The sequence below is a fragment of the Cupriavidus sp. C1SS-2L genome (assembly GCF_057073735.1).
In genome coordinates, this window is sequence record NZ_CP172708.1 from 1,976,381 (window position 1) to 1,992,179 (window position 15,799).

Below are 15,799 nucleotides of genomic sequence, written 5' to 3' on the forward strand. Positions count from 1 at the left end.
TTCCCGCAGTCACAGTTCACCGCAGATGGAAGTTGGAAATGCGTCTGGGCATGGATGTTGCCTTTTGGGTAACGCGGCAGCCCCGCTGTCGCGCCAAGACGATATTCACCAACGATGCCAACCAAGGAGAGAGACATGAACTGGACCACGCCTGCCTATACCGAGCTGCGGCTGGGCTTCGAAATCACGATGTACATCGCCAACCGCTGAAGCCTGCTGCACGCGGCGGCGTGCCGGCGTGCGGTTCCGGCATGCCGGAACCGCACGCCGGCCCCGCGCCTGGATGACCCACTTCGACTCGCTCGCGCCATGACAACTATCCGCGTACTCGGATCGGCCGCCGGCGGCGGCTTTCCGCAGTGGAACTGCAACTGCCACAACTGCGATGGCGTGCGCCGCGGCACCGTACACGCCACGCCGCGCACGCAATCATCGATTGCGCTGTCCGGCGACGGACCGGATTCGATACTCGTCAACGCGTCTCCCGACATCCTGCAGCAACTGCGCCAGACGCCCGCGCTGCAGCCGGCCCGCTCGCCACGCGATACGGCAATCGCCGCGGTGCTGTTGATGGATGCGCAGATTGACCACGTCACCGGCCTGCTGATGCTGCGCGAGCATCGCCAGGCCTTGCCGCTGTTTGCCACGGCCGCAGTGCTCGACGACCTGAGCAACGCGTTTCCGCTCACCCGCTTGCTGTCGCACTACTGCGGCTTGCAGACGCATACCTTGCCCTGCGACGGCACGCCGTTCTCCGTGCCGCCGCTGGACGGCGTCATGCTCACCGCGGTGCCATTGCAAAGCAAGGCGCCGCCCTATTCGCCGGGGCGCCACGCGCCGCGCCTCGGCGACAACATCGGCCTGCGCATCGAAGACCGCCACAGCGGGCGCCGCGCCTTCTATGCGCCAGGCCTGGGCAGCGTCGACGACCATGTCTTCGCAGAACTGCGCAGCGCCGACGTCGTGCTGGTCGACGGCACGTTCTGGCGCGAGGACGAGATGCGGTCGCTCGGCTTCTCCACGAAGGCTGCTGCCGATATGGGCCATCTCCCGCTGTCTGGCCCGGGTGGCATGATCGAAATCCTCGACCGGCTGCCCGCGAGCCGCAAGATCCTTATCCACATCAACAATACCAATCCCGTGCTGGTGGAAGACTCGCCGGAGCACGCGGTGCTGGCGCGGCACGGCATCGAGGTGGCGTACGACGGCATGGAGATCACGCTATGACATATTCCACCGCATCGGGTCCCGCGGAGTTCGAAGCGCGGCTGCGCGCCAAAGAAACCGGCTACCACATTCATCACCCGTTCAACCAGCGCATGGCGGCCGGATTGTGTTCGCCGGGACAGATCCGCGCCTGGGTCGCCAACCGCTTCTACTACCAGGCCAATATCCCGCTGAAGGACGCCGCCATCCTTGCCAACTGCCCCGAGCGCGACACGCGCCGCGAGTGGGTGGTACGCATCCTGGACCACGACGGGACTGACACCCAGCCCGGTGGCATTGAAGCCTGGCTGCGGCTGGGCGAAGCCACAGGGCTGGAGCGCGCGGCATTGCTTGACCATCGCCACGTGCTCCCAGGGGTGCGCTTTGCCGTCGACGCCTATGTCAACTTTGCGCGGCGAGCGCCGTGGCAGGAAGCCGTGTGCTCCTCGCTCACCGAGATGTTTGCCCCGGAGATCCACAAGGAGCGGCTCGCGGGCTGGCCCACGCATTACTCGTGGATCGAGGCCGCCGGGCTCGATTACTTTCGCTCGCGCATCCCGCTCGCGCAGCGCGACGTCGAGCACGGCCTGCGCGTGACGCTGGGCTACTTCCGTACACCGGAGCAACAGCAACGCGCGCTCGATATCCTGCAATTCAAGCTCGACGTGCTGTGGTCGATGCTCGATGCCATCCAGCTAGCCAACCCATGACGACCGATCCGCCAGACCTCGCCCGTCCGGTCCTGCACCGGACTTTCCGCCTGCAGTGGGAAGAGGCCCAGCAGAGCTGGGTGCTGCTCTACCCCGAAGGCATGGTGACCCTCAACGACAGCGCCGCCGCCATCCTGCAGCGCTGCGACGGTTGTCATACGCTGGACATGATGATTGACGACCTGCAGGCCGCATTCAGCGTGCAGGGCATCGCCCCGGAGGTACACGCCTTTGTCAAACATGCGACCGAACGCGGCTGGCTTGTCTGAGCCCCGTGCCGCCGAACGGCCAGGCCCGCCGCTGTGGCTGCTGGCCGAGCTGACCTACCGCTGCCCGCTGCACTGCGCGTTCTGCTCCAACCCGGTGGACTATGCCCGGCACACGGCCCAACTCGGCACCGGGCAATGGTGCGATGTATTCACGCAAGCCCGAGCGCTGGGCGCGGTGCAACTCGGGCTGTCCGGCGGCGAGCCGCTGCTGCGCAAGGACCTGGAAACGCTGGTGCGGCATGCGCATGGGCTCGGCTTCTATACAAACCTCATTACTTCTGGTGTGGGCCTGACCGACGCGAGGCTCGCTGCGCTACGCGAAGCGGGGCTGGACCATATCCAGCTGTCCTTCCAGGACTCCACTCGCGAGCTCAACGACTTCCTCTCCAGTACGCGCACCTTCGACCTGAAGCAGCGCGTGGCAAGGCTGATCAAGGCGCACGATTACCCGATGGTGATGAACTGCGTGCTGCATCGGCATAACCTGCCCCATGTCGGCACCATCATCGAAATGGCGCTGCAGATGGGCGCCGAATATCTGGAGCTCGCCAACACGCAGTACTACGGATGGGCATGGCACAACCGTCTTGCGCTGATGCCGACGCTCGAGCAGTTGCTTGAAGCCGAGGACATCGTCAGCCAATACCGCGCGCGCATCGGCAAGCAGTGCCAGATACTGTTCGTGGTGCCCGACTACTTCGAAGGCAAGCCCAAGAAGTGCATGAATGGCTGGGGGACGACCTTCCTTGGCGTGGCGCCCGACGGCACTGCGCTGCCGTGCCATGCGGCGCGCATGCTGCCGGGCCTGGCATTGCCGAACGTCACGACGCAAGGACTGCGGGAGATCTGGTGCGACAGCGAGGCCTTCCGCCGTTTTCGTGGCACCGCGTGGATGCAGGAGCCCTGCCGCTCATGCGACCATCGCGAGGAGGACCAAGGCGGCTGCCGCTGCCAGGCGCTACTGCTGACTGGCGACGCCGCCGCGACGGATCCGGTGTGCGAGCGCTCTGGCGAGCATGGCAAAGTCAGGGAGATCGTGCTGCAAGGCAGGCTGGCGGCGTCGCAGAGGCACGCCGATGTGCAGCCGATGGTGTTTCGCAGCGATGGCAATTCCTTGCGGCTGAGCAGCGGGAACGAATGACACAAGCGATGTTTTGATGGGCGGGTCCCGACACGACAAACTGCAACGGTCGTGCCGCGGACCACCATACCGCTTACCCGATACTCAGCACCCATTCCGCCAGTTTCCGGGCATCCGCCTCGCCGAGATTCCCGTGCGCCGGCATTGGAACGGGCCCCCACACGCCCTTGCCCCCTTCGCGGATCTTCTTGCCCAGACGATCGGCCGCCTGGCTGTCTCCCTTGTACTTGGCCGCCACCTCGGCAAATCCCGGGCCGATCACCTTCGCTTGCATGCCATGGCAAGCGAAGCACCCATTCTTGTCAGCCACGGCCTGCATATCGGCCGCAGTGCCCGCCAGTGCCGCGCAAGGCAGCAGCGAAGCCACGACCAGCGCCATCCATTCGATCTTCATATCGTATCCCGCTGTTTCGCGTTGCGAGAACGCTGGCATCCGCACAGGGATGCCAGCGTCTCCAGCCATCAACCTGCCTGTCGTTCAGCCCTTGTGCAGCTTGAACACCCACACCGAACCGCCCTGCTCCAGGAAATTCACGCGCTTGGCGACTTCCCCGCCCCACAGCGGCACCGCACCGCCCCAGCCCGACACCACGGCGACATACTGCTCGCCGTTCTCTTCCCACGTGACCGGCGGCGCGACCACGCCACTGCCGGTCTGGAACTTCCACAGCTCCTTGCCGGTCCGGGCGTCGGCGGCCTTGAGGTAGCCTTCCGGCGTGCCCCAGAACACCAGCCCGCCGGCGGTGGTCATCACACCGCCCCACAGCGGCGCGTTGTTCTTGACCTCCCAGACGATCTTGCCGGTCTTGGGGTTGATGGCGCGCAGCGAACCGATGTAGTCCTCGTTCAGTGGATGGATGGTGAATCCGGCACCCAGGAAGGCGGCGCCCTTCTTGTAGCTGACGGGCTCATTCCAGATATCCATGCCCCATTCGTTGGCCGGCACGTAGAACAAGCCCGTCTGCGGGCTGTAGGCCATTGGCTGCTGGTTCTTGCCACCCAGGAAGCCGGGCGCGGCGAACACGGACTTGCCCTTCTTCGGGTCGGCGCCGCTGGCCGGATCGCCCGGGCGACCCTCGTCGTTGAAGGTGGGCCGGCCGGTCTTCAGGTCGATGCCAGTGGCCCACGTGATCTTCTTCACGAACGGGAAGGCATTGACCAGTTTGCCGTTGGTCGCATCGTTGACATAGAAGAAGCCGTTGCGGTCGGCCTTGCCGCCCATGCGCTTGCCGTCCAGGTCGAAGGTCACGAACTCATTGACGCCGTCAAAATCCCAGCCGTCGTTCGGGGTGTTCTGGTAGTGCCAGACGATCTTGCCGGTGGCCGGATCGATGGCCACCGTCGACGCCGAATAGAGGTTGTCCCCCTTGCGGATATGGCTATTCCACGGGCCGGGGTTGCCGGTGCCGAAGTAAGCGAGACCGGTGGCCGGATCATAGGTGCCGCCGAGCCACGTGGCGGCACCGCCGGTCTTCCACGTTTCGCCGGGCCAACTTGCGTTCTCCGTGCCGGTCACGCCGTTCTCGGTCTTGTTGCCGTCCTTGTCGTACTTGTAGCCCATATGGCCTTCCACCACGGGGCGCGACCACACCAGTTGCCCGGTCTTGGCGTCGCGGGCCTCGACGCGGCCGACCACACCGAATTCGCCGCCCGAGATGCCGGTGAGCACCATGCCCTTGACGATCAGCGGCGCCGCCGTATAGGAATAGCCTGCTGCATAGTCCTCCAGCTTCTCCTTCCACACGACCTTGCCGGTCTTCTGGTCCAGTGCCACCAGTTGCGCATCGAGCGTGCCGAAGATCACCAGGTTGTCGTAGAGCGCCGCGCCGCGATTGACCACGTCGCAGCACGGCATGATGCCTTCCGGCAGGCGGTGTTCGTACTTCCACAATTTGCTGCCGGTCTTCAGGTCGAGCGCGTAGATGCGCGAATACGACGCCGTGACGAACATCTTGCCGTCGTGGATCAGCGGCTGCGCTTCCTGCCCGCGCTGCTTCTCGCCGCCGAACGAGAACGACCACGCCGGCACCAGGTTGCCGACGTTTTTGGTATTGATGCGCGTGAGGCCGGAATAGCGCTGCCCTTGCGGTCCCATGCCCCATGACAACACGTCGCCGGGGCTCTTCGCATCGTTCTCGATCATGGCATCGGTCACTGCCGCCTGAGTGGCCAGACTGGCCACGGCGGTCGCGACGGCCATCATTAGTCGTAACGTCCTCATTGTCATCTCCTCATTGTTCTCGGTGTCCGCGGCGCACCACTGCGCCATGCATCCGACACGCAGTCGGCAATTCCCATGCCAATCGAATCGCCGCCAAAACCGGCCGGCTGCGGCCGCAAAGCGCTGTGCGACCGTGTCAGCGCGCAACACTGCGTTGCATCTGCTCCAGAACTGAGCAACCGCCAACGGCCTGGCCGGTCAACCGAAACCATGCTCCACCGCATAGCGATGCATCTCGATGCGGTTGGCCAGTCCCATCTTCTTGCGGATGAGCGTCTGGTAGTTGGCCACGGTCTTGGTACTGAGGCAGAAGCGCGCAGCGACGTCCTCAAGCGCGGTGCCACGCGCGAACTGACGGAACAGGTCGAACTCCCGCGGCGACAACGCAAGGTGCGGCGGCTGCCCACCCGTGTCGAGCAGGCCGGCGATGTCATCGGACAGCACCCGCAGGCCGCCCGCCACCCTGCGTACAGCGTCCACCAGCGCCTCCGGCGCGCTGTTCTTGGTCAGATAGCCAACCGCCCCGGCGCGCATCGCCTGCATCACGATGGCGGCGCTGTCGTGCATGCTGAACACCAGCGTGTGCAGCGCGGGAACGCGTATACGCAGCCGCTGGAGCATCTCCAGGCCGCCGCGGCCGGGCATGGACAGGTCAAGGATCAGCACGTCAGCCCGATTGCGGACCAGCCAGTCGTAGGCAGTATCGGCATCGCCGAACTCCGCCACCACACGCATCCCCTCGTCCAGTTCCAGCAGGCGACGGTAGCCGGTGCGCACCACTGCGTGATCATCGGTGATCACTATGTCGATCGTTTTCATGCTGGCTGGCTCCCCTGGTGAATTTGCGGGACCGGCGGGATTGGCGGGATTGGCGGGATTGGCGGGATCTGCGGGATCTGCGCCGTGTCGTGCGCTGGTGCAGGCAGCGGAAAGGCCGCGCTCAGCCGGCAGCCGCGCGTGTCCCCGGTGCCCTCCGCAGCCCCGATGCATAGCGTGGCGCAATGCGCCCACGCGCGTTCCTGCATGCCCCGCAAGCCGTGGCTGCGCTGCATCGCTGCGGCGATGTCGCCTATGCCCGAGCCATCGTCTTCCACGCACCAGCGGACTTCATTGCCGCGTCGCACAATGCAGATCGACGCGCGGCTGGCGCCGGCATGGCGCATGACATTGGTCAGCGCCTCCTGCGTCATCCGGTAGAGCGTGAGGGTCAGATCCGGATCCAGCACGGCGCCGCCCAGGTCGACATCGCAATCGAGCCCCACCGCCTGGCCTGGCTGTCCGCGCCAGCCCCGGACCAGGTCCTGCAACAACCGCGGCAGGCAGGCGACGCGTCCGTCGGGTTGCCCGCCATGCGGGCGCAGCCGGTGCAACAGGTGGCGGACTTCGTCCTGGATCCGGGCGCAGTGCCCGGCCAGATCGTTGGCCACGATCTGCAGCATCGGCGCATGCGCGCTCTTGCGTACCAGGTAGGTGGCGTCCGCGCGCATGGCAGTCAGCACCTGGCCGAACTCATCGTGCAGCTCGCGCGCCAGCCTGGCGCGCTCGCACTCCTGCGCATCGAGCAGCTTGCGGCTCAGCGCCCGGCGCTCGAGCTGGTGCTGCGCTAGCGCGCCGGCAAGATGATTCAACGCCCGGCGCACCTGATCCAGTTCGCGGATGTGCATGGCGGGCAGGCGCACGCTGTAGTCCTTGCGTTCGTAGTGGCCTATGGCATCGAGGATCTGCTGCAAGGGCGCAAACGCGCGCCGCGCCGTCCACGACAAGCAGCACAGCAACAGCACGCTGTACGCCCCAAGCATGGCCAGGTTGCCAACGACGTCTCCGCGCGCCTCACGCAGTTCGCTGTCCGGGTTCCAGCGCAGCGCCGCATGATAGACGGTGCCATCGCGCGCGCGGATCTCCCATTGGCTTTCTGCGTGCACCAGGTCGCCTTTGGGTGTCGCATCCACCAGCACGCGGCCAGCGGCATCCTCGACGTGCAGCCGCAGATGGCGCATCCGCGCCGACTGATTGATGGCGCGCAGCGCAGCGAGCTGCGCCGCGCGTTCGGCCGGTCCGGCGGCCTGCAGTGCCGACAGCCGCGCAACCAGTTGCGCTGTCGCGGCTGCGCCGCTGCGCTCTTCGCCGATTGCCTGCCGTGCTAGCCACAGGGCTCCCAGCAGCGCACAGCCCAGGCACGCGCAAGCCAGCCACAACGCTCGGCTGGCCAGAAAGCGGGACATCGTCATGGCGGTGCTCCTCCGCAGGATGGGGCGCAGGCAGGGCTCAGGTCAGGAGGTTTTCCCGACGCGGGCGGTATGGAACCTGCTCGCTCCTGCACTCAGCTTGTTCAGATCAGACCAGGTGTTGCCCGACGCAGGCAGCGCACCCGTGTTCCGGAGGAGATGCAAGATGCCAGCCAACCCGTTCCCTGCCCCGCTATCGCAGGCCAACCGTCACGCCGCGGCGCACCGGGGCAGGCGCTGTAGCCGTGCCACCACGATCATCGCCATGGCCGCTGCGGTGCTGGCGCAGCGGCCGGCTGTTGCACAACAGGACACCGTTGCTCCAAAGCAGGACAGCGCGGTGCTGCCCGAAGTCCTGGTGGTAGCCACCGCGCCGCTTCCGGGCATCGGCGTGGACAGCGACCTGGTGCCCTACACCGTGCAGACCGTGCGCGGCGAACAACTCGATGGCACGCGCGCGAGCAACCTGACCGACTACCTGGCCCGCAACCTGGCCGGCGTCAACGTCAACGATATCCAGGGCAGCCCGTTCCAGAGCGACATCACGTACCGTGGCTACCGCGCTTCGTCTATGCCGGGCATGCCGCAAGGCCTCTCGGTCTACCTGGACGGCGTGCGTGTCAACGAACCGTTCGGCGATGTGATCAGCTGGGACATGATTCCCGAGGCCGCGCTGTCAAGCGTCTCGCTGGTCTCCAGCGCCAACCCGGCCTACGGCTTGAACAGCCTCGGCGGTGCGCTGGCAATGACCACGCGGTCCGGCCTGGACTCGCCGGGCTTCACCGCCGACCTCTCGTATGGCAGCGGCAACCGCAAGCGCGCCGACCTCTCAGGCGGCGTGCGCAGCGACAGCGGTTGGCACGCTTTCGCCGCCGGCACGCTGTTCCAGGAACATGGATGGCGCGACAACTCGTCGGGACGGCTCGGCAACGTCTTTGCCAAGGCTGGCTATGCGGGGGAGACCAACAGCGTGGATGTGTCGCTGCTGCACGGCAGCAGCACGTTGACCGGCAACGGGCTCGTACCGGCCTTCCATGCCAGCGGCAATGGGACGGAGGCCGACCTCTACCAGATGAACCGCCGCGCGGTTTACACCTATCCGGACCAGACCCGCAACCAGGTCACACAGGTCGCGGTCAACAGCCGCCACTGGTTCGACGACAAGACCAGCGCCGCCGCCCTGGCCTATGTGCGCACCAGCCGGCGCGACACCACCAACGGCGACGTCAACCCTGACTACGAAACCTATATCGAAGCCTGCGAGGATGGCTTCAACGCCGACGGCAGCCCACGCGGTGATGGCTGCGGCGTGACCCGGGCCGAAGGTGCGGCGTTGCGCCCCGCCATCATCAACACCACGCATATGCGGCAGCAGACCGTCGGCGTTGCGTTGAGCCTGGCCAAGGAGACCGAGCACCACGTGCTGAACGCCGGCACGACGCTGGACCGCAGCCGCCTGACCTATTCCCAATACGCCCAGCCCGGCACCTTTACCGACGACCGCGGCGCCGTGGCCGATCCCGATCCGCCCAATGCGCTGGTCTCCGGCGTCAGCGGCAATGCGCGCACATTCGGCGTGTACCTGTCCGACACCTGGTCGGTGACGCCAAGCACCTTCCTGACGGCATCGGCGCGATGGAACCTTGCCACGGTGAGCAATACCCTGCAAAACAGCGACGGCAGCGAGCAGCCGCGCGAGAGTTTTACCTACCGCCACCTCAACCCCGCGCTCGGGCTGGTGCAGAAGCTGGGCGCTGGCGTCACGGTGTTCGGCGGCTACGCGCAGAACAACCGCGTGCCTACGGTTCTCGAACTCGGCTGCGCCGACCCCGCGCAGCCGTGCCGTCTGCCGGCCGGGCTGCAGGCCGACCCCTATCTCAAGCAGGTGGTCTCGCACGCCTTCGAAACCGGCGTGCGCTGGCGCCGCGGCAAGGACACCGAAGTCACCGCGACGCTCTATCGCATCGACAACCACGACGACATCCTGTTCCTGCGCGCGCCCAACACCCAGTTCGGCTATTTCGCCAACTTCGACCGTACCCGCAACCAGGGCCTCGACCTCACCGCGCACCATCGGGTCGGCGATGTCACGCTGCGCCTTGGCTACAGCTATCTGCAGGCGACCTACCAGGCGAACGGACAGCTGGCGGCAGGCGAGCGCACCATCGACGTTCACCCCGGCATGCGCATGGCCGGCGTGCCGCGCCACACGTTCAAGTTCGGCATAGACTGGCAGGCGCTGGCGGGCCTCACGCTGGGTGCCGATGTGGTGGCCGTATCCAGCAGCGTCGCCAGCGGCAATGAAGACGGACTGCGCAGCGATCCGCAGCCGCGTCAACCGCCCAAGACGGCGGACTGGCATGTGCCCGGCTACGCCACCGTCAACCTGCGGGCGGCGTACCAGGTGAGCAAACGGTTCGAGGTCTATGCGCGCGTGGCCAATCTGTTCGACCGGCGCTACGAGACCTACGGCCAACTGGCTAACAACGTGTTTCCTGGCGGTAACCTCGTGCAGCCGCATGTCGCGCCGGGAGATAGCGCGACGTCGTTGTTCGTGGCCCCGGGAGCGCCGCGCAGCGTCTGGCTGGGCGTGGTGTACAAGATGTAGCAGCCCTCTCGGGATAGCGCGATCCGAATTGCGCGCGGATTGGCTGTGCTTCGTGTTCGTCTGGCTTGGGGTCGCCGCACAGGAACCCTCTATTTCGGTTACCGTGCGGCGGCGCCAGAGCCAGATTTCAGATGTGAGCGCCATCAGTGAACGGATCGCGCGGATCCGTGATCTTCGCGCTGTCCGTGAAGACATCGAAATTGTTTGTCTTCGCGCCGTCGGTGAACGGATCGCGTGGCCCCGCGACGTGAGTATTGCAATCGGTGCAGGCACTTTCGGTGCGGCCAGCGAAGGCATTGGATTGGGACGCGAAGGATGCCAGCGCGACAGCGGCCAGTGGAATCAGGAATTTCATGACAGTCTCCAGATGCGGTAAGTGCGGGGACCGAGGCACACGGCGTATCGTTACCTCGACCTTGCCTCGGCTGCACGACGCTCTGTCCTGGTAGAGATCCTGGACCTCGCGGAACAGGCGCCGTGCACCAGTAAAACGCTCGCCACGCGCCTTTTATTCCCGCATTCTTTGCGTAGCTTGCAGTGCTTGTACAAACGCCTGCAGGTGCGCGGGCTCCGCGTCGGTGATGGCCCAGAAGTTCATGCCGTGCTGGTGCCAGCGCGCCACCGCGTATCCGTCAGTGGAATAGCTTGCCGCTACCGTTTCGCCGTTCTTTGCCGGCACGATGTAGAGATCGATCGGATGCTTCTGGTAGCGGTAGATCAGCACGCCGACGGTGCGGCGGTCGACATAGTCGACCCGGCCGCCTGCCAGTGGAAAGCCGTCCGCCTCGAGATCGATGACGGGCGGCGCGTAGTCGAGCCGGCCGTTGAACCACGGCTTGACGGTGTGCTGGTCGGTCGAGACCACATCGATCGGGTGCTGCGACAACAGCGCGCGCACATGGCTCGCAAGGATCTCCTGCCCCACATCGGGCGGAGGCGGCCGCACGAAGATCAACGCACCGACCAACAGCGCCGAGGCCGCCACGCCAGCCAGACCGCCGCCAGCCCACGCCAGCGCGCTGCCCGAAGACAGCGTGGGCCAGGTGAAGCGGGCCAAGCGGGTGGCACGGGGCCGCGGTTCGCGTGGCAGGGCGGCCAGCACGCGCGCGGACAGATGCGCCGGCGCACGGTAATAGAGCGATCCGTCGTGCAGCATGCCGTGCAGCGAGTTTTCCATCGCATCGTCATCCATGATTCGCTCCCATCGAATGGTCCTGCACCGGCACCTGAAGACGCGCGCTGCCGCCGACATGGCTATGCGCCCTGGCCTGCTCGGCGCGCACCGCGGCACAGAGCATGTGACGCGCGCGCGCCAGCCGCGACATCACGGTTCCGATCGGGATATCGGCAACCAGAGCGATATCGCGATAGCTCATGTCTTCGAGTTCCCGCAGGACAAGCACTTCTCGGTACACGACTGGCAAGCGTTCGAGCGCCCGGTGGACCAGCTGCACTTCGTCGTGGCGCACCGCAAGCATTTCCGGATTGGTGCCGATATCGTCGACCCAACCGGGCAATCGCTCATCGCCATGCAACGTATCGTCGTAAGGCGTCCCGTCCGCCGCATCACGCCGCCGGCGCCATTCGCTGAACCACGTGTTCCTGACGATGGCCAGCAGCCATGCGCGCGCGCCATCGCCGTTGAAGCTGTCGAAGAATCGGTATGCGCGCAGATAGGCATCCTGCACGATATCGTCTGCATCGCTTGCGCTGCCGCTTAGCCAGCGCGCCAGGTTGTAGGCGGCATCCAGATGCGGCAGCGCCACTTGCGCGAAGCGGCTGGACTTGTCGGTTGCTATCACGGCGCTCTCCTGTTCCCGGCCTGTGTAGAACCGCCAGAAAACGGGATTTATTCCCGGCGTTGCGGATTTTTATTAATCCGGATCCGGGAATAGAATGCGGCGCGAGGAGGTATACCGGCGGCGGCAAATACCGCTGGTGGCGGAAAATGAGAAGACAGAGTTGCCGCCCCAATCTTTCAGTGCGACTTCCCATGCAGATCGAGCGGCACGGGCTGTGTCAGCGTCTCGGGCCGCAGGATGTGGTCAAGCTCCTCTTTCGACAACAGGCCCTTGCGCAGCACGATCTCATAGACGCTGCCGCCGGTGGCGTGGGCTTCCTGCGCGACGGCTGTTGCGTTCGCATAGCCGATGTAAGGGTTGAGCGCCGTGACGATCCCGATCGAGTTCTCGACGGTAGCCCGCAGCCGATCTGCATTTGCCGTGATGCCCTTGACGCAACGCTCGGCGAGCGTCAGGCAACCGTTGCGCAGATGGCTGACGCTCTTGAACAGGCTGTGGGCAATGATCGGCTCGAACGCATTGAGCTGCAGCTGGCCGGCTTCGGCTGCGAAGCTGACCGTCACGTCGTTGCCAATGACCTCGAAGGCAATCTGGTTCACGACTTCGGGGATCACCGGATTCACCTTGCCGGGCATGATGCTGGAGCCGGCCTGCATCGGCGGCAGGTTGATTTCGCACAGCCCCGCACGCGGGCCGCTCGACAACAGCCGCAGGTCGTTGCAGGTCTTTGAAAGCTTCACCGCAACGCGTTTCAGCACGCCGGACAGTTGCACGAAGGCGCCGCAATCCTGCGTAGCTTCGATCAGGTTTGGCGCTGTCTCAAGCGGAATGCCAGTGATGTCGCGCAGCCGCCGCAGCACCACCGGCGCATAGGATGGGTGCGCGGTAATGCCGGTGCCAATGGCGGTGGCGCCGAGGTTGATCTCGCAGATCAGCATCGCGGCTTCACGCAAGCGCGCCTCGTCTTCGCCGAGCATCACGGCATAGGTGCTGAATTCCTGGCCGAGCGTCATCGGCACCGCATCCTGCAATTGCGTGCGGCCCATCTTGATGATGTGGGCGAACTCCTCGGCCTTCGCCTCGAACGCCCGGCGCAGTACCGCCATGGCCTCCACAAGCCCACGGATGCCGAACCATGTCGCGACCTTCAACGCGGTCGGATAGACATCGTTGGTGCTCTGGCCGATATTGACGTGTTCGTTCGGATGCAGGTGCTGGTACTCGCCCTTCTGATGCCCGAGAAGCTCGAGCGCGCGATTGGCGATGACCTCATTGGCGTTCATGTTTGTCGAGGTGCCAGCGCCGCCCTGGATCACGTCGACCACGAACTGATCGTGCAGCTTTCCGGCCATCAGTTCCTGACAGGCAGCGACGATCGCGTCGCAGCGTGCCTGGTCTAGCAGCTCAAGCTCATGGTTCGCTTGCGCCGCGGCTTGCTTGATCGCGGCCAGCGCCTTGATCAGTTCCGGGTAGATGGAAATTGGCGTGCCCGTGATCGGGAAGTTCTCGACGGCGCGCAGGGTGTGGACACCGTAGTAAGCCTGGGCCGGGACTTCCCGGTCGCCCAGCAGGTCATGTTCGGTTCTGAAGGGTCCGGCAGTCATGGTCGCGCTCCTCGCGTAAAGTGGCTTCAGCTTTCCTTCAGAAGTCTAGGGAATCGGCTGCTCCACCGCTACGTTCAATGCCGAGATTTCATGGCCTGCGGCACGTCGAGGCAGGTTTATGCGCAAATCGCATAAGTGCTGCTATTGGCGCTAATACCCGGGGCCGGATGCGATGAACTTTCGGCTTTCAATCTTTCGCCGTATTACGTCTGTAGCAATGGATTACCAGGCGCCTCCGCAGTGGCTTGGTCACCTGCCCATACGTGGTATCGCGGCTTCCCGTTTACCAGCGCGGATCTCTTCAGGAATTCGCACGCGTTGATGGTTTCGGCTCTGCACCGGCGCGAATCCCTGCCGCAATAAAACTCACCAGATACTCGGACTTGCGCCGCGTGTCGCCGGCCTTGACCTTGCCTGCGGAGATGCGCTCGATGCGGCTGTCGAACACACTCATGACCAGCGCGCCGACGGCGAACAGATAGGCCCAGTGCGGATAGCTTGTGCCGTTTCCCGGCAGCGCCTTGCGGATCGCCTTGGCGAATTCAACGGCAAACGGGTCGAAGTAGTCGGCCACGATGCCACGCTCCACCTCCTTCGGATCCGAGGCTTCGCGTGCGACCAGTTTGGCATAGGCGAGGCCGCCTTCTGTCTCCTGAATCCGCATCACAGGCTCGACGAACGCCCGCGCGATGTGCTCGATAGGATCTTCGCCGTCCGCCAGCGGTTCGCGCAGCGCCGCCACGCGCGCCTCGAACACCGATTTGCGCCGCTCGAAGAGCGCGCGGTACAGGTTCCCCTTGGTCTCGAAGTGATAGACGATCAGCGGCAGGCCGACATCCGCGGCGGCCGCGATATCGCGCATCGACACGCCGTCGAAGCCGCCCTCGGCAAAGAGTCGTTCCGCAGCATCGAGCACGCGTTCGCGCTTGCTCGCCTCAGGTACCGGCGACTCCTGCGCTGGTTTGCGCGCCTTGCTCCGCGCCCCGGCCGCTGACTTCCGCGCTTCCCTGCCTTCCATGCTGCCTCCGTCGTTCTGGACGCGCCATTGTAGCGAACCTCACATCACGTCTTCGTGCACCCGCGTTTACCCCAGTGCACCGCTTGACTGTACGAGCGTACAGTTCGCCAAAGCTGGTACTGTACGATCGTACAGTCAGTCAAACTCAAAGGCGCAGCCCACGCCTGGCCAAACACCGGAGACGCACCATGCCCCGCCACTTTGTCGATCTCTCGATCTACCTGGAAAACGACGTCGTTTCCGACCCGCCCGGTTTTGGCCCACGGATAGAGTACCTGTCCCATCGCTCCACCGCCGCGCAGGTGACGGGCTTTTTCCCGGGATTGCAGCCGTCGGACCTCCCCGACGGCGAAGGCTGGGCGATCGAGCACGTCCAGCTCAATACCCATAATGGCACGCACCTGGACGCTCCCTATCACTTCCACAGCACCATGAACGAATCGCTGGGGCAACGAGAACGCGCCATCACCATTGACGAGGTGCCGCTCGAGTGGTGCTTCCAGCCTGGCGTGAAGCTCGATTTCACCGGCGTGGACGACGGTTATGTAGTCACCGCCGACGATGTCGAGGCCGAACTCGCCCGCATAGGCCACGTGCTCAAGCCGCTGGAAATCGTGGTGGTCAATACGCGTGCGGGCAAGCGCTACGGCCACGCCGACTATGTCTCGTCGGGCTGCGGCATGGGTTTTGAAGCCACCATGTACTTGCTCGAGCGCGGCGTCCGCCTGACCGGCACCGACGCGTGGAGCTGGGACGCGCCGTTCGCACATACCGCGGAAAGGTATGCGCGGACGCGCGATGCCTCGCTGATTTGGGAAGGCCATAAGGCGGGCCGCAATATCGGCTATTGCCACCTGGAGAAGCTGCACAACCTCGAGTCGCTGCCGGCGCGCGGCTTCTACATCTCGTGTTTTCCTCACAAGATTCGCGGCGCCTCGGCGGGCTGGACCCGTGCCGTGGCCATCTTCGACGACGCCCTCAACGCTGCGTGAAAT

16 protein-coding genes are annotated in these 15,799 nt (G+C 65.0%); 7 read left to right on the top strand and 9 right to left on the bottom strand.

Going from position 1 to position 15,799, the window contains the following annotated elements; translation table 11 throughout:
* The first annotated feature begins 135 nt into the window (after nt 1-135).
* From pqqA to pqqE, 5 genes are all read left to right on the top strand, one after another.
* Complete coding sequence (gene pqqA / locus ACIGJG_RS09190; protein WP_009277446.1) at nt 136-210, top strand: pyrroloquinoline quinone precursor peptide PqqA; 75 nt, start codon at nt 136-138, stop codon at nt 208-210.
* Between the two features lie 99 nt (nt 211-309).
* On the top strand, nt 310-1,227 hold the full coding sequence (gene pqqB, locus ACIGJG_RS09195; protein WP_483672252.1) for a pyrroloquinoline quinone biosynthesis protein PqqB: 918 nt from the start codon (nt 310-312) through the stop codon (nt 1,225-1,227).
* Entirely contained in the window at nt 1,224-1,916 is a 693-nt protein-coding gene (pqqC, locus tag ACIGJG_RS09200) for a pyrroloquinoline-quinone synthase PqqC (protein WP_483672253.1), read from the top strand. The genes pqqB and pqqC overlap by 4 nt, the downstream gene beginning before the upstream one ends.
* Nucleotides 1,913-2,185: a pyrroloquinoline quinone biosynthesis peptide chaperone PqqD gene (gene pqqD, locus ACIGJG_RS09205; RefSeq protein ID WP_483672254.1), complete on the top strand. Its 273-nt coding sequence runs from the start codon at nt 1,913-1,915 to the stop codon at nt 2,183-2,185. The genes pqqC and pqqD overlap by 4 nt, the downstream gene beginning before the upstream one ends.
* Entirely contained in the window at nt 2,157-3,326 is a 1,170-nt protein-coding gene (gene pqqE, locus ACIGJG_RS09210; protein WP_483673069.1) for a pyrroloquinoline quinone biosynthesis protein PqqE, read from the top strand. The genes pqqD and pqqE overlap by 29 nt, the downstream gene beginning before the upstream one ends.
* Nucleotides 3,327-3,399: 73 nt before the next feature.
* On the opposite strand, the gene ACIGJG_RS09215 is transcribed toward pqqE, so the two are convergent.
* The 4 genes from ACIGJG_RS09215 to ACIGJG_RS09230 form a co-directional block, all read right to left on the bottom strand.
* The gene (locus ACIGJG_RS09215; protein WP_011297946.1) at nt 3,400-3,720 is read right to left on the bottom strand and encodes a c-type cytochrome; all 321 of its coding nucleotides are present in this window, start codon (nt 3,718-3,720) and stop codon (nt 3,400-3,402) included.
* 84 nt (nt 3,721-3,804) lie between these two features.
* Nucleotides 3,805-5,547 (bottom strand): PQQ-dependent methanol/ethanol family dehydrogenase, encoded by a 1,743-nt coding sequence (locus ACIGJG_RS09220; RefSeq protein WP_011297947.1) that lies wholly within the window; start codon nt 5,545-5,547, stop codon nt 3,805-3,807.
* A 198-nt stretch (nt 5,548-5,745) separates the two neighbouring features.
* Nucleotides 5,746-6,366 (bottom strand): response regulator transcription factor, encoded by a 621-nt coding sequence (locus tag ACIGJG_RS09225; protein ID WP_220630703.1) that lies wholly within the window; start codon nt 6,364-6,366, stop codon nt 5,746-5,748.
* Nucleotides 6,363-7,775 (bottom strand): sensor histidine kinase, encoded by a 1,413-nt coding sequence (locus tag ACIGJG_RS09230; RefSeq protein WP_220630704.1) that lies wholly within the window; start codon nt 7,773-7,775, stop codon nt 6,363-6,365. The genes ACIGJG_RS09225 and ACIGJG_RS09230 overlap by 4 nt, the downstream gene beginning before the upstream one ends.
* A gap of 163 nt (nt 7,776-7,938) precedes the next feature.
* On the opposite strand from ACIGJG_RS09230, the gene ACIGJG_RS09235 reads away from it, so the two are divergent.
* Entirely contained in the window at nt 7,939-10,380 is a 2,442-nt protein-coding gene (locus tag ACIGJG_RS09235; RefSeq protein ID WP_483672255.1) for a TonB-dependent receptor, read from the top strand.
* 127 nt (nt 10,381-10,507) lie between these two features.
* Here ACIGJG_RS09235 and ACIGJG_RS09240 read toward each other — a convergent pair whose 3' ends face one another.
* From ACIGJG_RS09240 to ACIGJG_RS09260, 5 genes are all read right to left on the bottom strand, one after another.
* Nucleotides 10,508-10,735 (bottom strand): hypothetical protein, encoded by a 228-nt coding sequence (locus ACIGJG_RS09240; RefSeq protein WP_041679612.1) that lies wholly within the window; start codon nt 10,733-10,735, stop codon nt 10,508-10,510.
* Nucleotides 10,736-10,888: 153 nt separating this feature from the next.
* Nucleotides 10,889-11,572, bottom strand: a complete 684-nt coding sequence (locus ACIGJG_RS09245; RefSeq protein ID WP_140949522.1) for an anti-sigma factor family protein — start codon at nt 11,570-11,572, stop codon at nt 10,889-10,891.
* A complete protein-coding gene (locus tag ACIGJG_RS09250) occupies nt 11,565-12,182 on the bottom strand; it encodes an RNA polymerase sigma factor (protein ID WP_011297953.1) in 618 nt (205 codons plus the stop codon). Before ACIGJG_RS09250 ends, ACIGJG_RS09245 begins: the two co-directional genes overlap by 8 nt.
* 176 nt (nt 12,183-12,358) lie before the next feature.
* Nucleotides 12,359-13,786, bottom strand: coding sequence for an aspartate ammonia-lyase (aspA, locus tag ACIGJG_RS09255; protein WP_483672256.1), 1,428 nt, complete (start codon nt 13,784-13,786; stop codon nt 12,359-12,361).
* 301 nt (nt 13,787-14,087) lie between these two features.
* A complete protein-coding gene (locus tag ACIGJG_RS09260) occupies nt 14,088-14,804 on the bottom strand; it encodes a TetR/AcrR family transcriptional regulator (RefSeq protein ID WP_011297955.1) in 717 nt (238 codons plus the stop codon).
* A 188-nt stretch (nt 14,805-14,992) separates the two neighbouring features.
* Between ACIGJG_RS09260 and ACIGJG_RS09265 the strand changes: the two genes are divergently transcribed.
* A complete protein-coding gene (locus ACIGJG_RS09265; protein ID WP_483672257.1) occupies nt 14,993-15,796 on the top strand; it encodes a cyclase family protein in 804 nt (267 codons plus the stop codon).
* The last annotated feature ends 3 nt before the right edge of the window (nt 15,797-15,799 follow it).

What these genes read in the sequence shown, in the direction of transcription:
- pqqB (WP_483672252.1), top strand. Translation starts at nt 310, where the DNA reads ATGACAACTATCCGCGTACTCGGATCGGCCGCCGGCGGCGGCTTTCCG.
- pqqC (WP_483672253.1), top strand. Translation starts at nt 1,224, where the DNA reads ATGACATATTCCACCGCATCGGGTCCCGCGGAGTTCGAAGCGCGGCTG.
- pqqD (WP_483672254.1), top strand. Translation starts at nt 1,913, where the DNA reads ATGACGACCGATCCGCCAGACCTCGCCCGTCCGGTCCTGCACCGGACT.
- pqqE (WP_483673069.1), top strand. Translation starts at nt 2,157, where the DNA reads ATGCGACCGAACGCGGCTGGCTTGTCTGAGCCCCGTGCCGCCGAACGG.
- ACIGJG_RS09215 (WP_011297946.1), bottom strand. Translation starts at nt 3,720, where the DNA reads ATGAAGATCGAATGGATGGCGCTGGTCGTGGCTTCGCTGCTGCCTTGC.
- ACIGJG_RS09220 (WP_011297947.1), bottom strand. Translation starts at nt 5,547, where the DNA reads ATGAGGACGTTACGACTAATGATGGCCGTCGCGACCGCCGTGGCCAGT.
- ACIGJG_RS09225 (WP_220630703.1), bottom strand. Translation starts at nt 6,366, where the DNA reads ATGAAAACGATCGACATAGTGATCACCGATGATCACGCAGTGGTGCGC.
- ACIGJG_RS09230 (WP_220630704.1), bottom strand. Translation starts at nt 7,775, where the DNA reads ATGACGATGTCCCGCTTTCTGGCCAGCCGAGCGTTGTGGCTGGCTTGC.
- ACIGJG_RS09235 (WP_483672255.1), top strand. Translation starts at nt 7,939, where the DNA reads ATGCCAGCCAACCCGTTCCCTGCCCCGCTATCGCAGGCCAACCGTCAC.
- ACIGJG_RS09240 (WP_041679612.1), bottom strand. Translation starts at nt 10,735, where the DNA reads ATGAAATTCCTGATTCCACTGGCCGCTGTCGCGCTGGCATCCTTCGCG.
- ACIGJG_RS09245 (WP_140949522.1), bottom strand. Translation starts at nt 11,572, where the DNA reads ATGGATGACGATGCGATGGAAAACTCGCTGCACGGCATGCTGCACGAC.
- aspA (WP_483672256.1), bottom strand. Translation starts at nt 13,786, where the DNA reads ATGACTGCCGGACCCTTCAGAACCGAACATGACCTGCTGGGCGACCGG.
- ACIGJG_RS09260 (WP_011297955.1), bottom strand. Translation starts at nt 14,804, where the DNA reads ATGGAAGGCAGGGAAGCGCGGAAGTCAGCGGCCGGGGCGCGGAGCAAG.
- ACIGJG_RS09265 (WP_483672257.1), top strand. Translation starts at nt 14,993, where the DNA reads ATGCCCCGCCACTTTGTCGATCTCTCGATCTACCTGGAAAACGACGTC.